Annotated in this window: 15 protein-coding genes; 7 read left to right on the top strand and 8 right to left on the bottom strand. The window is 74.5% G+C overall.

Annotated features, from left to right (window positions below; all coding sequences use genetic code 11):
- The first annotated feature begins 46 nt into the window (after nt 1-46).
- Nucleotides 47-379 (top strand): cation transporter, encoded by a 333-nt coding sequence (locus AB0O19_RS07390; RefSeq protein WP_363618401.1) that lies wholly within the window; start codon nt 47-49, stop codon nt 377-379.
- Between the two features lie 96 nt (nt 380-475).
- Here AB0O19_RS07390 and AB0O19_RS07385 read toward each other — a convergent pair whose 3' ends face one another.
- Nucleotides 476-1,018, bottom strand: a complete 543-nt coding sequence (locus AB0O19_RS07385) for an MOSC domain-containing protein (protein WP_363618399.1) — start codon at nt 1,016-1,018, stop codon at nt 476-478.
- Nucleotides 1,019-1,082: 64 nt separating this feature from the next.
- Nucleotides 1,083-1,706: a TetR/AcrR family transcriptional regulator gene (locus AB0O19_RS07380; RefSeq protein WP_363618397.1), complete on the bottom strand. Its 624-nt coding sequence runs from the start codon at nt 1,704-1,706 to the stop codon at nt 1,083-1,085.
- A 105-nt stretch (nt 1,707-1,811) separates the two neighbouring features.
- Between AB0O19_RS07380 and AB0O19_RS07375 the strand changes: the two genes are divergently transcribed.
- Nucleotides 1,812-3,389 (top strand): FAD-dependent monooxygenase, encoded by a 1,578-nt coding sequence (locus AB0O19_RS07375; RefSeq protein ID WP_363618395.1) that lies wholly within the window; start codon nt 1,812-1,814, stop codon nt 3,387-3,389.
- Nucleotides 3,390-3,538: 149 nt separating this feature from the next.
- Entirely contained in the window at nt 3,539-4,768 is a 1,230-nt protein-coding gene (locus tag AB0O19_RS07370; RefSeq protein ID WP_363618393.1) for a cytochrome P450, read from the top strand.
- 76 nt (nt 4,769-4,844) lie between these two features.
- Here the strand turns inward: AB0O19_RS07370 and AB0O19_RS07365 are convergent, their stop codons facing one another.
- Nucleotides 4,845-5,999, bottom strand: a complete 1,155-nt coding sequence (locus AB0O19_RS07365; RefSeq protein ID WP_363618391.1) for a Dyp-type peroxidase — start codon at nt 5,997-5,999, stop codon at nt 4,845-4,847.
- An 85-nt stretch (nt 6,000-6,084) separates the two neighbouring features.
- Here AB0O19_RS07365 and AB0O19_RS07360 point away from each other — a divergent pair, with 85 nt between their 5' ends.
- The gene (locus tag AB0O19_RS07360) at nt 6,085-7,449 is read left to right on the top strand and encodes a right-handed parallel beta-helix repeat-containing protein (protein ID WP_363585942.1); all 1,365 of its coding nucleotides are present in this window, start codon (nt 6,085-6,087) and stop codon (nt 7,447-7,449) included.
- A gap of 42 nt (nt 7,450-7,491) precedes the next feature.
- On the opposite strand, the gene AB0O19_RS07355 is transcribed toward AB0O19_RS07360, so the two are convergent.
- Nucleotides 7,492-8,256, bottom strand: coding sequence for a hypothetical protein (locus AB0O19_RS07355; protein ID WP_363618389.1), 765 nt, complete (start codon nt 8,254-8,256; stop codon nt 7,492-7,494).
- 140 nt (nt 8,257-8,396) lie between these two features.
- On the bottom strand, nt 8,397-10,964 hold the full coding sequence (locus AB0O19_RS07350) for an SdrD B-like domain-containing protein (protein WP_363618387.1): 2,568 nt from the start codon (nt 10,962-10,964) through the stop codon (nt 8,397-8,399).
- 49 nt (nt 10,965-11,013) lie between these two features.
- Here AB0O19_RS07350 and AB0O19_RS07345 point away from each other — a divergent pair, with 49 nt between their 5' ends.
- On the top strand, nt 11,014-11,238 hold the full coding sequence (locus tag AB0O19_RS07345; protein WP_363618385.1) for a hypothetical protein: 225 nt from the start codon (nt 11,014-11,016) through the stop codon (nt 11,236-11,238).
- A 463-nt stretch (nt 11,239-11,701) separates the two neighbouring features.
- Nucleotides 11,702-12,076: a helix-turn-helix transcriptional regulator gene (locus AB0O19_RS07340; RefSeq protein WP_363585965.1), complete on the top strand. Its 375-nt coding sequence runs from the start codon at nt 11,702-11,704 to the stop codon at nt 12,074-12,076.
- 36 nt (nt 12,077-12,112) lie between these two features.
- On the opposite strand, the gene AB0O19_RS07335 is transcribed toward AB0O19_RS07340, so the two are convergent.
- The 3 genes from AB0O19_RS07335 to AB0O19_RS07325 all read right to left on the bottom strand — a co-directional run bounded on the left by AB0O19_RS07335 (nt 12,113) and on the right by AB0O19_RS07325 (nt 13,740).
- Nucleotides 12,113-12,292, bottom strand: coding sequence for a hypothetical protein (locus AB0O19_RS07335; protein WP_363585939.1), 180 nt, complete (start codon nt 12,290-12,292; stop codon nt 12,113-12,115).
- A 39-nt stretch (nt 12,293-12,331) separates the two neighbouring features.
- A complete protein-coding gene (locus tag AB0O19_RS07330) occupies nt 12,332-12,628 on the bottom strand; it encodes a helix-turn-helix transcriptional regulator (RefSeq protein ID WP_363618383.1) in 297 nt (98 codons plus the stop codon).
- 233 nt (nt 12,629-12,861) lie between these two features.
- Entirely contained in the window at nt 12,862-13,740 is an 879-nt protein-coding gene (locus AB0O19_RS07325) for a LysR substrate-binding domain-containing protein (protein WP_363618381.1), read from the bottom strand.
- Nucleotides 13,741-13,864: 124 nt separating this feature from the next.
- On the opposite strand from AB0O19_RS07325, the gene AB0O19_RS07320 reads away from it, so the two are divergent.
- The gene (locus tag AB0O19_RS07320; RefSeq protein ID WP_363618379.1) at nt 13,865-14,917 is read left to right on the top strand and encodes a bile acid:sodium symporter family protein; all 1,053 of its coding nucleotides are present in this window, start codon (nt 13,865-13,867) and stop codon (nt 14,915-14,917) included.
- The last annotated feature ends 238 nt before the right edge of the window (nt 14,918-15,155 follow it).

Below are 15,155 nucleotides of genomic sequence, written 5' to 3'. Positions count from 1 at the left end.
CCGCACCCGCGGGCCGGCGCCGGGCACTGATGACAGGAGCACCCCCATGTCCGAGACCACCGTCACCGTCGAGTCCCCCGCCACCGAGACCGCCGCCGGGACCACCGCCTCCTGCTGCGGCTCCTGCGGCACCGGCGCCACCGAGGCCCCCGCCACCGGGACCGCCGGGCGGGCCGTCTTCCAGGTGAAGGGCATGACCTGCGGCCACTGCGTCACCTCGGTGACCGCCGAACTGCGGAAGATCGACGGCATCACCGACGTCGCCGTGGACCTCGCCGCCGGCCAGGTCACCGTCGACAGCACCCTGCCGCTCGCCGACGAGGCCGTCGCCGCCGCCGTGGACGAGGCCGGCTACGACCTGGTCGGCCGCCTCGGCTAGGCCCTGTCGGCCGAACGCCCCCGACGGCAGGGCCGTCGGGGGCGTTCGGTGTACGGGGTGGGGGTATACCTGGCGGGATGCGGGCCGGGCAGCCGGTCAGACCCGGTCGAGCGGGCGGTGCGGGCCGGGCGGCAGCTCCACCGAGATCGCGTCGCCGGGAAGGACCGGTCCGCCCGCGCGCACGACGGTCATGATGCCGGCCCGGCGGACGACGGCGCCGTTCTCGTCACGCCCGACGACCTGCTTCAACAGCCCCTGCCGGTAGGCGTCGATCTGCCGGCACGGATTGCGCAGGCCGGTGACCTCCAGCACCGCCTCGGGGCCGATCCGCAGCACCGCGCCGACCGGCAGGCCGAGCAGGTCGAGGCCCCGGGTGGTGATGTTCTCGCCGAGCGCGCCCGGCGCCACCGCGAAGCCCGACTCGCCGAGTTCGGTGAGGAGCTCCTCGTGGATGAGGTGGACCTGGCGCAGGTTGGGCTGGTCCGGGTCCTGGGCGACCCTCGAACGGTGCTTGACCGTCACCCCGGCGTGCACGTCCCCCTCCACCCCGAGCCCGGTGAGCAGCACGATGCCGTCACGGTTCGGCTTGGTGAACGAGTACTCGGCGCTGCTGCTGACCGCCACCACGCTGCCGCTCATGCGCGGACCCCTTTCGCGTACGGATGTTCGACCGGCTCCGAGCATAGGACCCCGGCCTCGCGGGTCAGCCCGCGGAGGGCGCCCTGAGCAGCGGCAGGACGACCTCGTCGAGGATCTCGTCGACGACGTGGTCGGGCGGGACGCCGCCGCCGAGCAGGGCGGCCTCGCGCAGGAGGTCGAGCGGGAGGGAGCAGGTGCGGGGGGTGAGCCGCGCGGGGTTGATCTCGCCCCGGTCGGCGGCGCGGCGCAGCATCGCCGTCAGGCCGCCCACCGGCCCCTGGGCGACCAGCCCGCGGAAGTGCTCGCGCAGTTCGGGGTCGCGCATCAGGTCGACCAGGAGGCCGTGCACGGCGTCCTGCGGCAGGTCGTCGAAGCGGTGCAGCAGCCTGCGCAGGAAGAGCGAGAGGTCGGCCCGCAGTTCGCCGGTGTCGGGCGGCTCCCGGTAGTCGGGGGCGTTGCGGCCGAGGGCGGCGACGACCAGCGCGGCGCGGTTGGGCCAGCGGCGGTAGAGCACCGGTTTGCTGGTCCGGGCGCGGGCGGCGACACCGTCCATGGTGAGCCGGTCGTAGCCGTGGTCGGCGAGTTCGGCCCAGACGGCGTCGAGGATCGCCTGTTCCAGTTCGTCGCCGCGCCGGCGGGAGGCCCTGCCGCCCGCCGGTCCGTCCTCCGTTGTGCTGCCGGTCGTCACCGAGGTCCGCACCCATCCTTGTAGATACGTTGCGTTTCTTATCGGGCCGAGTCTACAGTCGAGATTAAGAAACGCTTCGTATCTTATGTCGAGGAGGGACTCGCCATGAGCACTGCCCGTACGACCGACGTCCTCGTGGTCGGCGCCGGCCCGGTCGGACTGACGCTCGCCGTCGGACTGGCCCGCGCGGGGGTCGACTGCCGGATCATCGAACGGGACCCGGCCTTCCGCGACCGCGGCGTCCGCGGCAAGGGCGTCAACCCCCGGACGCTGGAGGTGTTCGACGACCTCGGCGTGGCCGGCGAGATCCTCGCCCGCGGCGACCTCAACCTCAAGATCCGCAGCTACCGGGGCGACCGGCTCCGCCACGAGGTCGACCCGGCACCCGCCAACGCCCCGACCCCCGACCGCCCCTACGGCGGCCTGCTGATGCTCGCCCAGCACCACACCGAGGCCGTGCTGCGCGACCGGCTCGCCGACTACGGCGTCACGGTCGAACTGGACACCGGGCTCGTCGACCACACCCAGGACGGGGACGGCGTCCTCGCCACCGTCCAGCACGGGGAGCACACCGGGGCCGCCACCGAGCGGATCGCCGCCCGCTACCTGGTCGGCTGCGACGGCGGCCGCAGCACCGTCCGCAAACTCGCCGGCATCCCGTTCCTCGGCGAGACCTGGGAGGAGGAGCGCTTCCTGATGGCCACGATGCGCCTGGACGGGTTCGCGCCGGACGCCCTGCACGTCTGGGACGACCCCCGGTTCGGCGTCGGCGCCCTGGTACTGGTCCCGCTGCGCCAGGACGACACCTGGGCCGTCCACGCCTCCGTCACCCCCGACGGGCACGGGCGGCTGCCCGCCCCCACCCTGGACACCTTCCGGCAGCTGTTCGCCGAACGGGCCGGCCTGCCCGGCGCCCGGCTGCACGAGCCGACCTGGTCCACCGTCTGGCGGCCGACCGTACGCATGGTCGAGCGCTACCGCGACGGCCGGGTGTTCCTCGCCGGGGACTCCGCCCACTGCCAGTCCGCGGCCGGCGGCCAGGGCATGAACACCGGCATCCAGGACGCGCACAACCTCGGCTGGAAGCTGGCGGCGGCGCTGCGCGGCGCCCCCGACCCGCTCCTCGACAGCTACCAGGCCGAACGGCTGCCCGTCGCCCGCGCCGTGCTGGCCGCCTCCTCCGCCCAGCACCGGGCACTGTTCAGCGGCGACGGCGGGGCCCGGGCCCTGACCGACCAGCTCCTCAGCCTGGCCAACTCGGCCGGCGCCGACCTCACCGGGCTGTCCGTCCACTACCGGGGCGGGCCGCTCGGCCGCGACCTGGACGACGCCACCGGCATCCGCGCCGGGGACCGCGCCCCGGACGCCCCCTGCGCCACCGCCGACGGCGCCCCCACCCGCCTGTTCGACCTCTTCCGCGGCCCGCACGCCACCCTGCTGGCCTTCGGTGAGCACCCCGCCCTGACCGCCCTGCCCGACCTCCCGGGCGTGCGCCGGGCCGGCGTCCTCGACCCCGGCGGCCACGCCCGCCGCGCCTACGGGATCGACGGCGACGCCGTCGTACTGGTCCGCCCCGACGGCCACGTCGGGCTCACCGCGGGGGCGGTCGACCCGGCCGCGCTCACCGCCCACCTGCGCGACCTCGGGCTGGCCGACCGACGGACCGGCCCACTGACGGGCTGACGGGCCGGGCCCGGCGAAACCCTGACCGGGGGAGGTGAAATCGCTACCATCGGGACCAACGGGACAAGCAGCAGCGGAATCCAACGATCTACGTAAATAAGACAGTTGGATTCTCATCCCGCGCCGGACCGCCGACCCCGAAGGGACCCATGTCCACCGCCGCACCCGCCCTCCCCCCGTTGCACCGACTCCCCGTCACCCCCGCCCAGCCGCCCCACCCCACCACCCTCCCCGACGGCACCCCCGCCTGGCTGGTCACCCGCTACCACGACGTCCGCCAGACCCTCACCGACCCCCGCTTCACCCGCGGCGACCTGGCCACCGTCGGCACCCCCGGCGGCGGCGCCGACGTCTCCAGCAACCCGGCGTCGATGTTCAACCAGGACGGGCCGGAACACCGCCGGCTGCGCAGCACCGTCCAACGGGCCTTCACCGCACGCGCCATCGCCGGCTGGCAGCCCTGGGTCGCGGAGAGCGTCCAGCAGGCCGTCGACGCCCTCGCGGCCGGCGGCACCCCCGCCGACCTGGTCACCGCCTTCACCCGGCCGGTGCCCTTCGCCGTCACCAGCCGCCTGATGGGGCTCGACGGCGACGGCCCGGACCGCCTCGACGAGCAACGGCTCCGCCGCTGGACCAGGGCGATCCTCGCCGACGGCACCCCGGACGACGGCGGCACCCCGGACGACAGTGGCGACGCGGCCGACGGCGCCCTGGACCCGGCCGAGGCGCTCGCCGAATACGCCGCCTACACCGGCGAGTTGGTCGCCCGCCGCCGCCACCACCCCGGCGAGGACCTGGTCAGCCGCCTCGTCCAGGCCGCCGACCAGGACGGCGGCGTCCCCGAGGAATCACTCGTCTACCTGGTCTGCGGGCTCACCGCCAGCGGCAACGAGAGCGTCACCGGCGCCCTCGGCAACGCCCTCGTCTACCTGCTCGGCGAACGCCCCGAGCAGTGGCCCCGCCTCGCCGATCCCGACACCACCGAACGCGTCACCGAACGCCTCCTCCACTTCATCCCGCTCGGCGACGACGAGGCCACCACCCGGCGCGCCACCGAACCGGTCGACCTCGGCGGCGTCCGGATCCCCGCCGGCGCCGTCCTCGCCGTCAGCCTCGGCAGCGCCAACCGCGACACCGCCGTCTTCCCCGAGGGCCTCGACGCCGGCCTCGACCACCCGCTGCCCGCCCCGACCCTCGCCTTCAGCGCCGGCCCCCACTACTGCCTCGGCGCCTGGCGGATGCGCCTGGAGATGCGCGAATCCCTCCGCCGCCTCGCCACCGCCCTCCCGGGCCTGCGCCTCACCACCCCCGTCGACCGGCTCACCTGGCAACTCGGCACCACCACCCGCAGCCCCGCCCACCTGCCGGTCACCTGGTAGCCGGGGGCGCCGGGCCGCCCGCGGCGAGCAGCCCGCGACGGCCCCCGGGCCGTCGCGGGCAAGCCCCTGCTCCCCCTCAGCCCCAGAGCTGCTCGCCCAGGGTGGCGCCCTCGGGGGCGCCGGGGAGGACGTAGGCGACGGCGGAGGCCTGGTGCTGGACGAACGGGTTGAGGGCGTCGCGGGTGGCGAGGCGGGTCTGGACGCGGGTGAACTGGGCGGGGTCGCGCATGAAGGCGCAGAAGAGCAGGCCGCGGTCGTCCGGGCCGTCGTCGTAGCTGTAGCCGCGGCGGAGCATGCGCGCGCCGCCGTCGAGGCGGGGGCTGCTGAGCCGGACGTGGGCGGTGGCGGGGATGACGTAGGAGCCGTCCGGGTTCTTGGCGTAGACGTCCGGTTCGTCGTGTTCGGCGCTGCCGGTGAGCGGGGCGCCGTCGCCCGCGCGGCGGCCGATGACCAGGTCGCGCCGGTCCGCGGGGAGGGCCGCGAAGGCGGCGACGTCCATCCGGATCCGCCGGTAGACCAGGACGGTGCCGTTCTCGTGCGCCCCCGCCGGACCCCAGACCCACTGCCGGGCGGTCGGCTCGTCGGGGTTGGCGGTGCCGTCCTTGAAGCCGAACAGGTTGCGGGCGGTGGTGCCCGGGGCGGTGGCGGGCAGAAAGCCGGACTGGGTCCAGCGGGGCGTGGCCCCGGCGGCGCGGGCGGCGGTGGTGGCGAGTTCGGCGACGACGGTCAGCGTCCAGCGGTCGGCGCCGCAGAGTTGGAGGAGGACGTCGCCGCCGCCGCGCGCCGGGTCGAGGCGGTCGCCGGCGAAGGCCGGCAGGTCGGCGAGCGCGGTCGGGACGTTCAGGCCGAGCCGGGCGGCGAGGTCGGGGCCGACGCCCACCAGGCTGGTGAGCCGGGCCGGTTCGGCGCCCTGGAGCCGCAGGTCCGGCGAGCTCCCGGCGGTCGCGGCGGCCAGCAGCCGGGTGAGGTCCGCGAGCAGGCCGCGCAGGGCGTCCCGGCCGCCGGCGGTGGTCGCGGGTGCGAGGTCGAAGGCCAGCAGCTGGGTGGCGGGTTGCGGCGGTGTGGTCACGCCGGCCTGGCGGGGGCCGTGGAAGAGGGGTGCCGGTCCGGGTGGCGGGGCCGCCGGGTGCGGCGCGGCGCCTTCGTGGCCGCCGTGCGCCAACGCCTGGACGCCGGCGCCGAGTCCGGCGGCGAGCACCGCTCCGGCCGCGAGCAGCGCCCTCCGCTCCACACCGGATCCGGCGGCTTCCGTCTGTTTCCGCACTTTTCCGGTTTCGGCATGCATGGGCGACATTGGAGACGATAGAACACCTCTCATGCAAATCCCGATGATGCGTCAACTCACCCACCGACCCTCACCTGCACGTGCGACGAGACCGCTGCGACGGCTGTCCGCGGCGCTGCTCGCCGCCACCCTGGCGCTGGCCGGCTGCGCGGCATCGGGCTCCTCCTCCGACGAGGCGCGCCATCCGGCCGGTACGGTCGTCCAGGTCCCGGAGGACTTCCCGACCGTGCAGCAGGCCGTGGACGTCGCGCGCGAGGGCGACACGGTGCTGGTCCACCCGGGCGTGTACCCGGAGAGCGTCCGGATCACCAAGCCGCGCATCGTCCTGCGCGGGACGGACCGCAACGGCGTCGTCCTCGACGGCGGGGTGCGGCTCGTCAACGGCATCACCGTCACCGGCGCCGGCTCGGTGGTGGAGAACCTCACCGTGCACGGCTACCTCGCCAACGGCGTCCTGTTCACCGGCGTCACCGACGAGCACCTGCAACGGCACGGCGCCGGCGGCTCCGCGTACGACCCGCTCGACACCAACCGCTTCCCGCCCGTCCAGGGCTTCCGGGCCTCCCGGGTGACGGCGTACGACAACGGCCTGTACGGCATCTACGCCTTCGACGCGCGCGGCGGCGTGATCGAGGACTCCTACGCCTCCGGGCAGGCCGACTCCGGGATCTACGTCGGCCAGTGCAAGCCCTGCGACACCCTCGTGCACGGCAACACCGTGGAGCGCAACGCGGTCGGCATCGAGCTGACCAACGCCTCCGACGGGCTCAGCATCCTCGGAAACCGGGTGGTCGGCAACCGGGTCGGCGTGACGGTGAACTCCAACGACCTGGAATCCCTCGCCCCGCAGCACGGCGCGGTGATCGCCGGGAACGTGATCGCCGACAACAACGCCGCCGACACCCCGGAGCAGGCGGACGGCGGCTTCGGCATCGGCCTCGGGATCGGCGGCGGCACCGCGAACCAGGTGCTGCGCAACCTCGTCCAGGGGAACCGCGCCGCCGGGGTCATCGTCACCGACCCGCCCGGGCACCCGGCGAGCGGCAACCGCGTCGAGGGCAACCGCGCCACGGGCAACGGCGTCGACCTCGTGCTGGCCTCCACCGACCCCGGCAACTGCTTCACCGGCAACACGCCCGACACCCAGAGCCCGGAGCAGTTGGAGGGCCTGGCGGCGTGCGGGGCGCAGGGCCGCGGCCCGCTCCCCGGCGGCCGGCCCGCCACCGTCATGGCGCCGCCCGGCGTGCCGTTCCACCAGGTGCGGGCCCCGGACGCGCAGCCCTCCCTGCCCGACCCGTCGGCGCCGGGCCGGCCGGCGACGGACCTTCCGGGGCCCGTCGACCCGGACCGCTACGCCCTACCCACGGACACCGCCGCCGTGCCGCAACCCCGGTGAGCCCGGGCCCCGGTGAGCCGCAGCCCCGGCGGCCCCGGGGCCTCACCCGGCGGCCCACGGCGCCTCCGGCATCCGCACGCCGTCCTGCCGACCGGTGAGGTCGACGGTCGTCGGGGTGCCCAGGCCGGACATCCGCATGGTGACCCGGCGCAGCGCGCCGGCGCCGTCGACCCAGTAGGTCAGCGGCGACGGCCCGCCGTCCGGGGCGGCGCCCTGGGCGCGCGGGCCCGAGAAGCGGTCGTAGTCGCGGCCGTCGATGCGATCCCGGCCGAGCAGGCGCGCCCCGGACTGGGCGAGCAGCAGCGGGTTGTCCGGCCGGTCGGCGCCGAGGCGGACCAGCAGGCCGAGCCCGGCGTCCAGCGGGTCCGCCGTGTAGGAGCGCGGCGACCAGCCGGAGCGGGGGACGTGCTCGGCCTGCTCCCAGGCGGGGCCGGAGCCGGCCGGCTCCGGGGCCAGCCCGAGGCCGTCGCCGTCCCAGATGATCAGGCCGTGGTCGAGCTGACCCGAGGCCCCGGAGACCTGGTAGCGGCCCACTCCCCGGCGGGTGCGGTAGTCCACCACCCCCTCCACCCGGATCTGCACGCCGCCGCCCTCCGCCGCGGTGAGCGCCACCGCCGCCGGGCTGGCCTGGTACAGCGTCAGCCGGGACAGCGCCAGCCGGGACGCCTCGTCCATGGTCACCGGCCGTTCCTCCGGTTCGCCCCAGGCCGTCACCCCGAGGACCGTGGCCCCGGCGACCACCACCGCGCCGACCACCCCGACGAGCAGGCGCAACCGCGCCCTCTTCCCGATCTTCCTGCGGGCCATCTGGCAGCCCTCCTCCTTGTCATCACCGTCGTGCTCGTCGTCGCCGTCGTGCTCGTCGTCACCGTCGTGCGAACGAGCGGCGGGCGGGCCCGTGGCACGACTCGCGCCACGGGCCCGCCCCAACTCACCGCTTCCTATTCCTACTGGTGCCGCGCCCTGCGCTTACGGGCGACGAGGACCAGCGCACCGCCGGACGCCACCAGCACCGCGCCGCCGACGATCCCCAGCGGCACCAGGGCACTGGCGCCGGTGCTGGGCAGCTGTCCCCCGGGCGGGGGCAGCGGGTTCGCCGTCGACGGGCTCGGCGACTCCGTCGGCCCCGGCGGCGTGGTCCGCTCCGGCGTGCTCGGCGAACTCGACGGGCTCGGCGAGTTGGTCGGCGTCGGGGTCGGGGTCGGCGTCGGGGTCGGCGTCGGAGTGGGCAGCAGCCGGTTGACCGCCGTCACCGAGACACCGTCCGCGAGGTTGTCGGAGGTCAGCGCCAGCGGGCCGAACACGGTGGTGTCCGGAGCCGCGTAGCCGTCGGGCGGGCTGAGCTCCTGCCAGTAGTACGTCCCCGGCACCCCGGCGCCCTGGCAGAGGCCGTCGGCGCCGGTCGTGCAGGGGCCGCCCACCGCCGTGTCGGGCTTGTCACCGCCGGTCTGCAACCCGTCGGTGCCGTTGGTGTCGTGCCACAGCTGGAACTTCGCCCCCGCCAGCGGCTTGCCGTCCTGGTCGTGCTTGACCAGGCGCAGCGCGCCCTCCTGCTGCCGGAACCCGAAGTCGAAGGTGTGGTCGTTCTCGCCCGGCCCGCCGGTGGTCAGCGCCCGCTCGGGGAACTTCGTACCGGGCGGCACCAGGCCCTTGGAATCGATGAAGTGGTTGTCGCCGACGTCCGCGTCGGTGGGCACCCACTGGTAGAGCGGCCCGCCCTTGGCGTAGTCCGCCGGGTTGTCGAGCCGGATCGTGTACTTGGTCCTCGGCTTGAGGCCGCCGGTGACGTTCGAGTCGTCGAAGTAGTACTCGCCGCGCTTCGTCGTCTTCGTCGTGCCGACCAGCTTGCCCGACTCGTCGTAGAGGTGGACGGTCGCGCCCTCGACGGGGCGCTGGCCCGGGTTCTGGACGCCCTTGCGCTCGGGGTCGTACCAGACCCGGTTACCGATCTGCAGCGGCGCCTGGTCGCAGAGCACCTCCAGGTCGCCCATCGAGGCGCCCTTGCCGAACGGCGCGATCGTCCCGGCCGGGTTGAGCCGGAAACCGAACTGCGGGTCCTGCTGGCCGTTCGCCCGCTGGAGGAACGACGTGCCGTACCCGAGAGCGGTGTGGTTGGGGTCGAAGGCGGAGACCGCGACGGTGCTCTCGACCTTGGACAGCGCCATGCCGGCGAACGCCGTGTTGCGGTGGCCGCCCCAGGTCGTGTCGAAGAACCGGGTGCCCCGGGGGGCGAGCCCGCACCCGTTGTTGGTGTCCATCACGTACGTGCCGTTCGCCCGGCAGGCCTTGTTCAGGTCCCCGCCGGACATGACGACGGCGACGAAGCCCGGCACCGGGGCGCCCGGCGCGCGGTCGCTGAAGCGGTCGCGGAAGGCCAGCAGCATCGAGCCGTCGGTCTCGAACGTGATCTCGCCCAACTCGGGCTCGGGCTTGGCGATGGTGGCGCTGCCGCACGGGCGGCCGTTCTGCGTGGTCGGGTAGGTGCTCGTCCACGGGAACCAGCCCGCACCGTCGCACGGGCCCGAACCGACGGTGGACTGGCGCGGGTAGTCCAGCGGCTGGTCCAGCACCGGCTTGCCGAACACGCCGGTGGCGAGGTCGAAGGGCAGGACCACCGCGCGCAGGTCGGTGAGCTTGCCCGTGGACTCGCCGGAGCACACTCCGCCGAGGTAGCCGGTGCCGTCCTGGAGGCCGAGGCCGAACGGACGCCAGTCCCCCGCCGCCGGGCAGCCCGGGTCGGGGATCGGGTAGGAGGCCGTCGGGCTCCCGGCGGCCGGCAGGGTGGCGTTGTAGCGGTAGAGCCTGCGGTCGTTGAGGTTGACGACGAACAGGTCCTTGCCGTCGTCGGTGATCTTGATGCCGCCGAGGCTCTCCTTGCCCGGCGTGTCGAGGAAGGCGTCGTCGGTACCGCCGCCGTGGGCCGTCGAGCCCGCGTTCGGGACGGTGGTGAACAGCGTCGTCTTCTTCTGCGCGATGTCGGTGACGTAGACCGCCCCGGCACCGCCCGGGCCGTAGTCGGTGGTGCGCTTGGCCACCGCCGAGGAGAACAACCGCCGGTCGGCCTTGTTCCAGGCGATGCCGTACAGCGTGCCGGTATCGGCGTTGGTGGCGAGGTTCGTGGCGGTCACGCCTTCGCCGTCCTGGCCACGCGCGCTGTACGGGAAGGAGACCAGCGTGCGCTGGGCCCCGCCCTCGCGGTCCATCGGCTGGCAGGTCGTGACCAGCGGGGCGTTCTTCTGGCAGTAGTCACCGGGGTTCCAGAGCCCGGTGGTGTACGCCACGTTCTTGCCGCCCGAGAGGTCGACGAACTCCTCGTTGCTGCTCAGCTGGGTCGGCGCGCCGTCCAGCCCCTGCCGCGAGGCGAACGCCGGGAACAGCACCCCGGGCTTCGGATTCATCACCTGCACCCGGTACTTGCCCCCGGACGGCTTGGCCGTCGCCGGGGCCAGCGTGACCGTCCCGTCGGCCGCCGTCACCCCCTCGATCGCGACCCCGGCGTCATCCGTGAGCGTCACTTTCACGCCCGCGAGCCCTGGCTCCAGGGCCGGTGTCCACACTCCACTGGTGTCCACCGCCCGGATCACCCGGACGGTCACCGTCCCGTCGCCGGGTTGTGGAAAAGCCGCCGGCGCCGTCACCAGCGCTGCGGCGGACAGTCCCACCGTCAGCGCCGCGACCTGCGCGGCGCACCTCGTTCGCTTCCTCGTTCGTCCCAATGTCCCGCTCTCATCATCGACGGGTTATCACACCCGGGCCGATCAGGAGTTCATCAGCAGACCGGCAATCTAATATATCCGCAAGGGAATTGACGAAAGTTCATGTGCACGCGCGACAAGAGCGGCACACCCACTCCACCATCAGTTCGAATCCGGACCCGTTCGTCCGATACCGGCCGCTCTGCTCGAAAACAGCGCCTTCGACCGAATTTGTCCGGACGAGGCGGTGGGGTGCGGAGGCGGGGCGCGGGGACGGCGCAGGGCAGGGCAGGGCGCAGGAACGGGGGTACGGGAGCGGGGGCGCGGGAACGGACGGGGCGGGGCGCGGGGACGGCGCAGGGCAGAGCAGGGCGCAGGAACGGGGGTACGGGAACGGGGACGCGGGACCGGACGGGGCGGGGAGGCGGCCCGGGGCAGCGGCCGGCGCACGCCTCCGCGCGACCCTGTCGGACCGGGCGGGTAGCGTGGCAGACGTGCCCCAGGTGTCCCGACTCCCCCTACCCGACCTCGCCCGGCTGCGGCGGGCCCGCGACCGGATGGACCGCGACTACGCCCAGCCACTGGACGTGCCGGCGCTGGCGCACACCGCACTGATGTCGCCGGGCCACTTCTCCCGCAGCTTCCGCGCCGCCTTCGGCGAGACCCCGTACGGCTACCTCATGACCCGCCGGATCGAGCGGGCCAAGGCACTGCTGCGGCGCGGCGACCTGAGCGTGACGGAGGTCTGCATGGCGGTCGGCTGCACCTCGCTGGGCTCGTTCAGCTCGCGGTTCACCCAGCTGGTCGGCGAGACCCCCAGCGCGTACCGGGCCCGGGACCACGACCACGCCGCCGCCCTCCCGGCCTGCGTCGCCAAGGTCCACACCCGGCCGACCAGGACCGGGGAGACGGGCGACCCCACCGGCCCGTAGCGCGGCTCCGGCCGGGCTCGGCAGTGGCCCCGGCCCCTACCGCCGGCCCTGCTCGGGCCGGTCGTCCGCGTCCGGGTCCGGGGGCAGGCCCACCTCCTCGCGGTCCTCCTCGGTGCGCTCGTCGAGCTCCTCCTCGTCGGGCCGCCGGGGCAGACCGCGCCCGTGCCCGGTGTCCGGGTCGCCTTCGACGTCCTTGTTGGACTTGTGGTGCGACATGGCGCCTCCTCGCCCCCGATTCCGCCGGTACCTTCCCACTCAAACGCGCGCCCCGGGCCCCCGCAAGCCGGGGCCGCGGTCACGGGGCGCCGCGCCCGGCGCGGCCTCGGGGAACGCCGCCGACTCGAACGCCGCCGACTCGAACTGCGCCCGCTGGTCGGCGTCCAGCCGCAGCACGTCCACGAGCAGCCGCACCGTCTCCCGCCGGGGCCGCAGCGCCCCGCCCCGTTCCAGGTTGCGCACCGCGCGAACACTCAGCGTGGCGAGATCGGCCAGTTGCTGCTGGGTCAGGCCCCGGTGCTTCCGGTGTCCGTGCAGCATGTCGCCAAATCGCATCTTTCCCGACCTTTCCCTGTCCGCGCCAGCCGGCTGCTCTAGCCTTCGTAACGCGACCGGGGAACCGTCGGGTTCAACGGCCAAGCGGCGTGAAGTCCGCCTCAAGCCACCGCCCTTGACTCTCTGTCACCGTCGACGGAAGGAACCCGCCGGCACGCCGCCTCGCCACGGCCGCGCGCTCGCCCACAGCCGGGGCGCCCCCCGGCCGTCGCCCCCCGTCACGGCTCCGCCTGTCACGGCTCCGCCCGCTCCGGTGCGCGTTGCAGGCGGAACGCGTCCGCGAGGACCGCCTGGGCCAGCACCCGGGCCGGGCCGCGCGCCGTGGTGCGCCCCGTGGTGAGGGCGAACTCGATGGTGCCGAGGCCGGGCAGGCCCGGCTGGTCGGGCAGCACCCGCAGGCCCGACGGGATCAGGCTGCGGGCGTGCGGCACCACCCCGAGGCCGGCCAGCGCGGCGGCCCGGACCCCGGAGAGGCTGGTGCTGGTGCAGGCGATCCGCCAGGGCCGCCCGTCGCGTTCGCAGACCTCCAGGGCGCGGACCCGGGTGAAGCTGGGCGGCGGGTAGACGATCAGCGGCAGCGGCTCCGCCGGGTCCGTCCGGAAGTCCTCCGCCGCGATCCACACCAGCTTGTCCTGCCGCACCAGTTGGCCCTGTGAGCCGCCGCCGGGCGGGCGCTTGCCGAGTACCAGGTCGAGCCGTCCGTCGGCCAGCTGCTCGTAGAGCACGGCGCTGAGGCCGACGGTGAGTTCGAGGTCGACCTGGGGGTTGCTCCGCCGGAAGCTCCGCAGGATCTGCGGCAGCTCGGTGTGGGCGAAGTCCTCCGAGGCGCCGAACCGCACCCGCCCGCGCACCTGCGTCCGCGCGAAGTAGCCGAGCGCCTGCTCGTGCGCCTCCAGGATCGTCCGGGCGAAGCCGAGCATGGCCTCGCCCTCGCCGGTGAGCCGCACGGAGTGGGTGTCGCGCAGGAAGAGCTGCCGGTCGGCGGCCGTCTCCAGCCGCCGCACGTGCTGGCTGACCGTCGACTGCCGCAGCCCCAGCCGCTGGGCGGCCCGGGTGAAGCCGCCGGTCTGGGCCACCGCGAGGAAGGACCTCAACTGCACCGGATCGAACATCCGGCCATTCTATCCGCTGATATCACGGATCATGATGACAGTGAGTGCCGCCAGCGGGATTCACAATCACCCCGGCGGGCGGCAGGCTGGGGCCATCCCGCCCGAACCGCCACCGCGGAGAACCATGCCTCGCCCGAACCACCCGCTCCGCTCCCACCTGCCCCGTCGCCCCGCCCGCCTCCGGGTCGACCCGTTCATCGCCGCCCTGCTGGGCACCGTGGCAGTGGCCGCCCTGCTCCCCGCCCGCGGCAGCGCCGCACCGGCCTTCTCGGACGCCGCCACCGGCGCGGTCGCCGTCCTGTTCTTCCTCTACGGAGCCCGGCTCTCCGCCCGCGAGGCCTGGGAGGGGCTCAGGCAGTGGCGGCTGCACGGCACCGTGCTCGCGGTCACCTTCGGCCTCTTCCCCCTGCTCGGGATCGCCGCCCACCTGCTGGTGCCGGCGGTGCTGTCGCCGCAGCTCTACCAGGGCCTGCTGTTCCTGACCCTGCTGCCCTCCACCGTGCAGTCCTCGATCGCCTTCACCTCCATCGCCCGCGGCAACACGGCCGCGGCGGTCTGCAGTGCGACCTTCTCCAGCCTCTTCGGCATCGTCCTGACCCCGCTGCTCGCCGCCGTGCTCCTGCACACCAAGGGCGGCGTCTCGCCGGGCACCGTGCTGGAGATCGCCGAACAACTCCTGCTCCCCTTCGCCGCCGGCCAGGTGCTGCGCCGCTGGATCGCCGCCTGGATGGCCCGCCACCGCGCCGTCCTCGGCCTGGTCGACCGCGGCTCGATCCTGCTGGTCGTCTACAGCGCCTTCAGCGCCGCCGTGGTGGGCGGGGTGTGGGGTGCCCTCTCCCTGCCCCGACTGGCGGCACTGCTGGGGGTGGAGGCGGCGCTGCTGGGGCTGGTCCTGACCGCGACGCTGCTGGTCGGCCGCCGGCTCGGGTTCGGCCGGGGCGACCTGGTCGCGATCGTCTTCTGCGGCTCCAAGAAGAGCCTGGCCAGCGGCGTCCCGATGGCCACCGTCCTCTTCCCGGGCCCGGCGGCCGGGCTGATGGTGCTGCCGCTGATGCTCTTCCACCAGCTGCAACTGATGGTCTGCGCCGTCCTGGCCCGCCGCTGGGGCGCGCAGGCCGAGGGTGCCGGGGCCACGGCACAGCCGACGGCCGCGCCGACCCTCGACCACGTGGCCTGACGGACACCGCGCGCCCTCAGCGGCCGACGACGTCGACGGCCGTTGAACCACTTCACGGTGCCGAGGTCGACCAGGGCCCGGCGCCCCTCCGTCGACCGGCCGGCCGCCACCTTCCCGGTGTCCGCCCGCCGGTGTCCGCCCACGCCGGAGGATCGGACCGCAGCGCTGGACCATTCGAGGCGTATCGGCGGGATCCCCGGGATGGCGACGGCCGGAATTCCTCGCGCCGTGCCACCGT

The organism is Kitasatospora sp. NPDC091276 (assembly GCF_040684355.1).
In the GTDB taxonomy this organism is placed as follows: Bacteria; Actinomycetota; Actinomycetes; order Streptomycetales; family Streptomycetaceae; genus Kitasatospora.
Note: the sequence above shows the minus strand (reverse complement) of the source record. Positions and strands in the feature narration are given on the sequence as shown.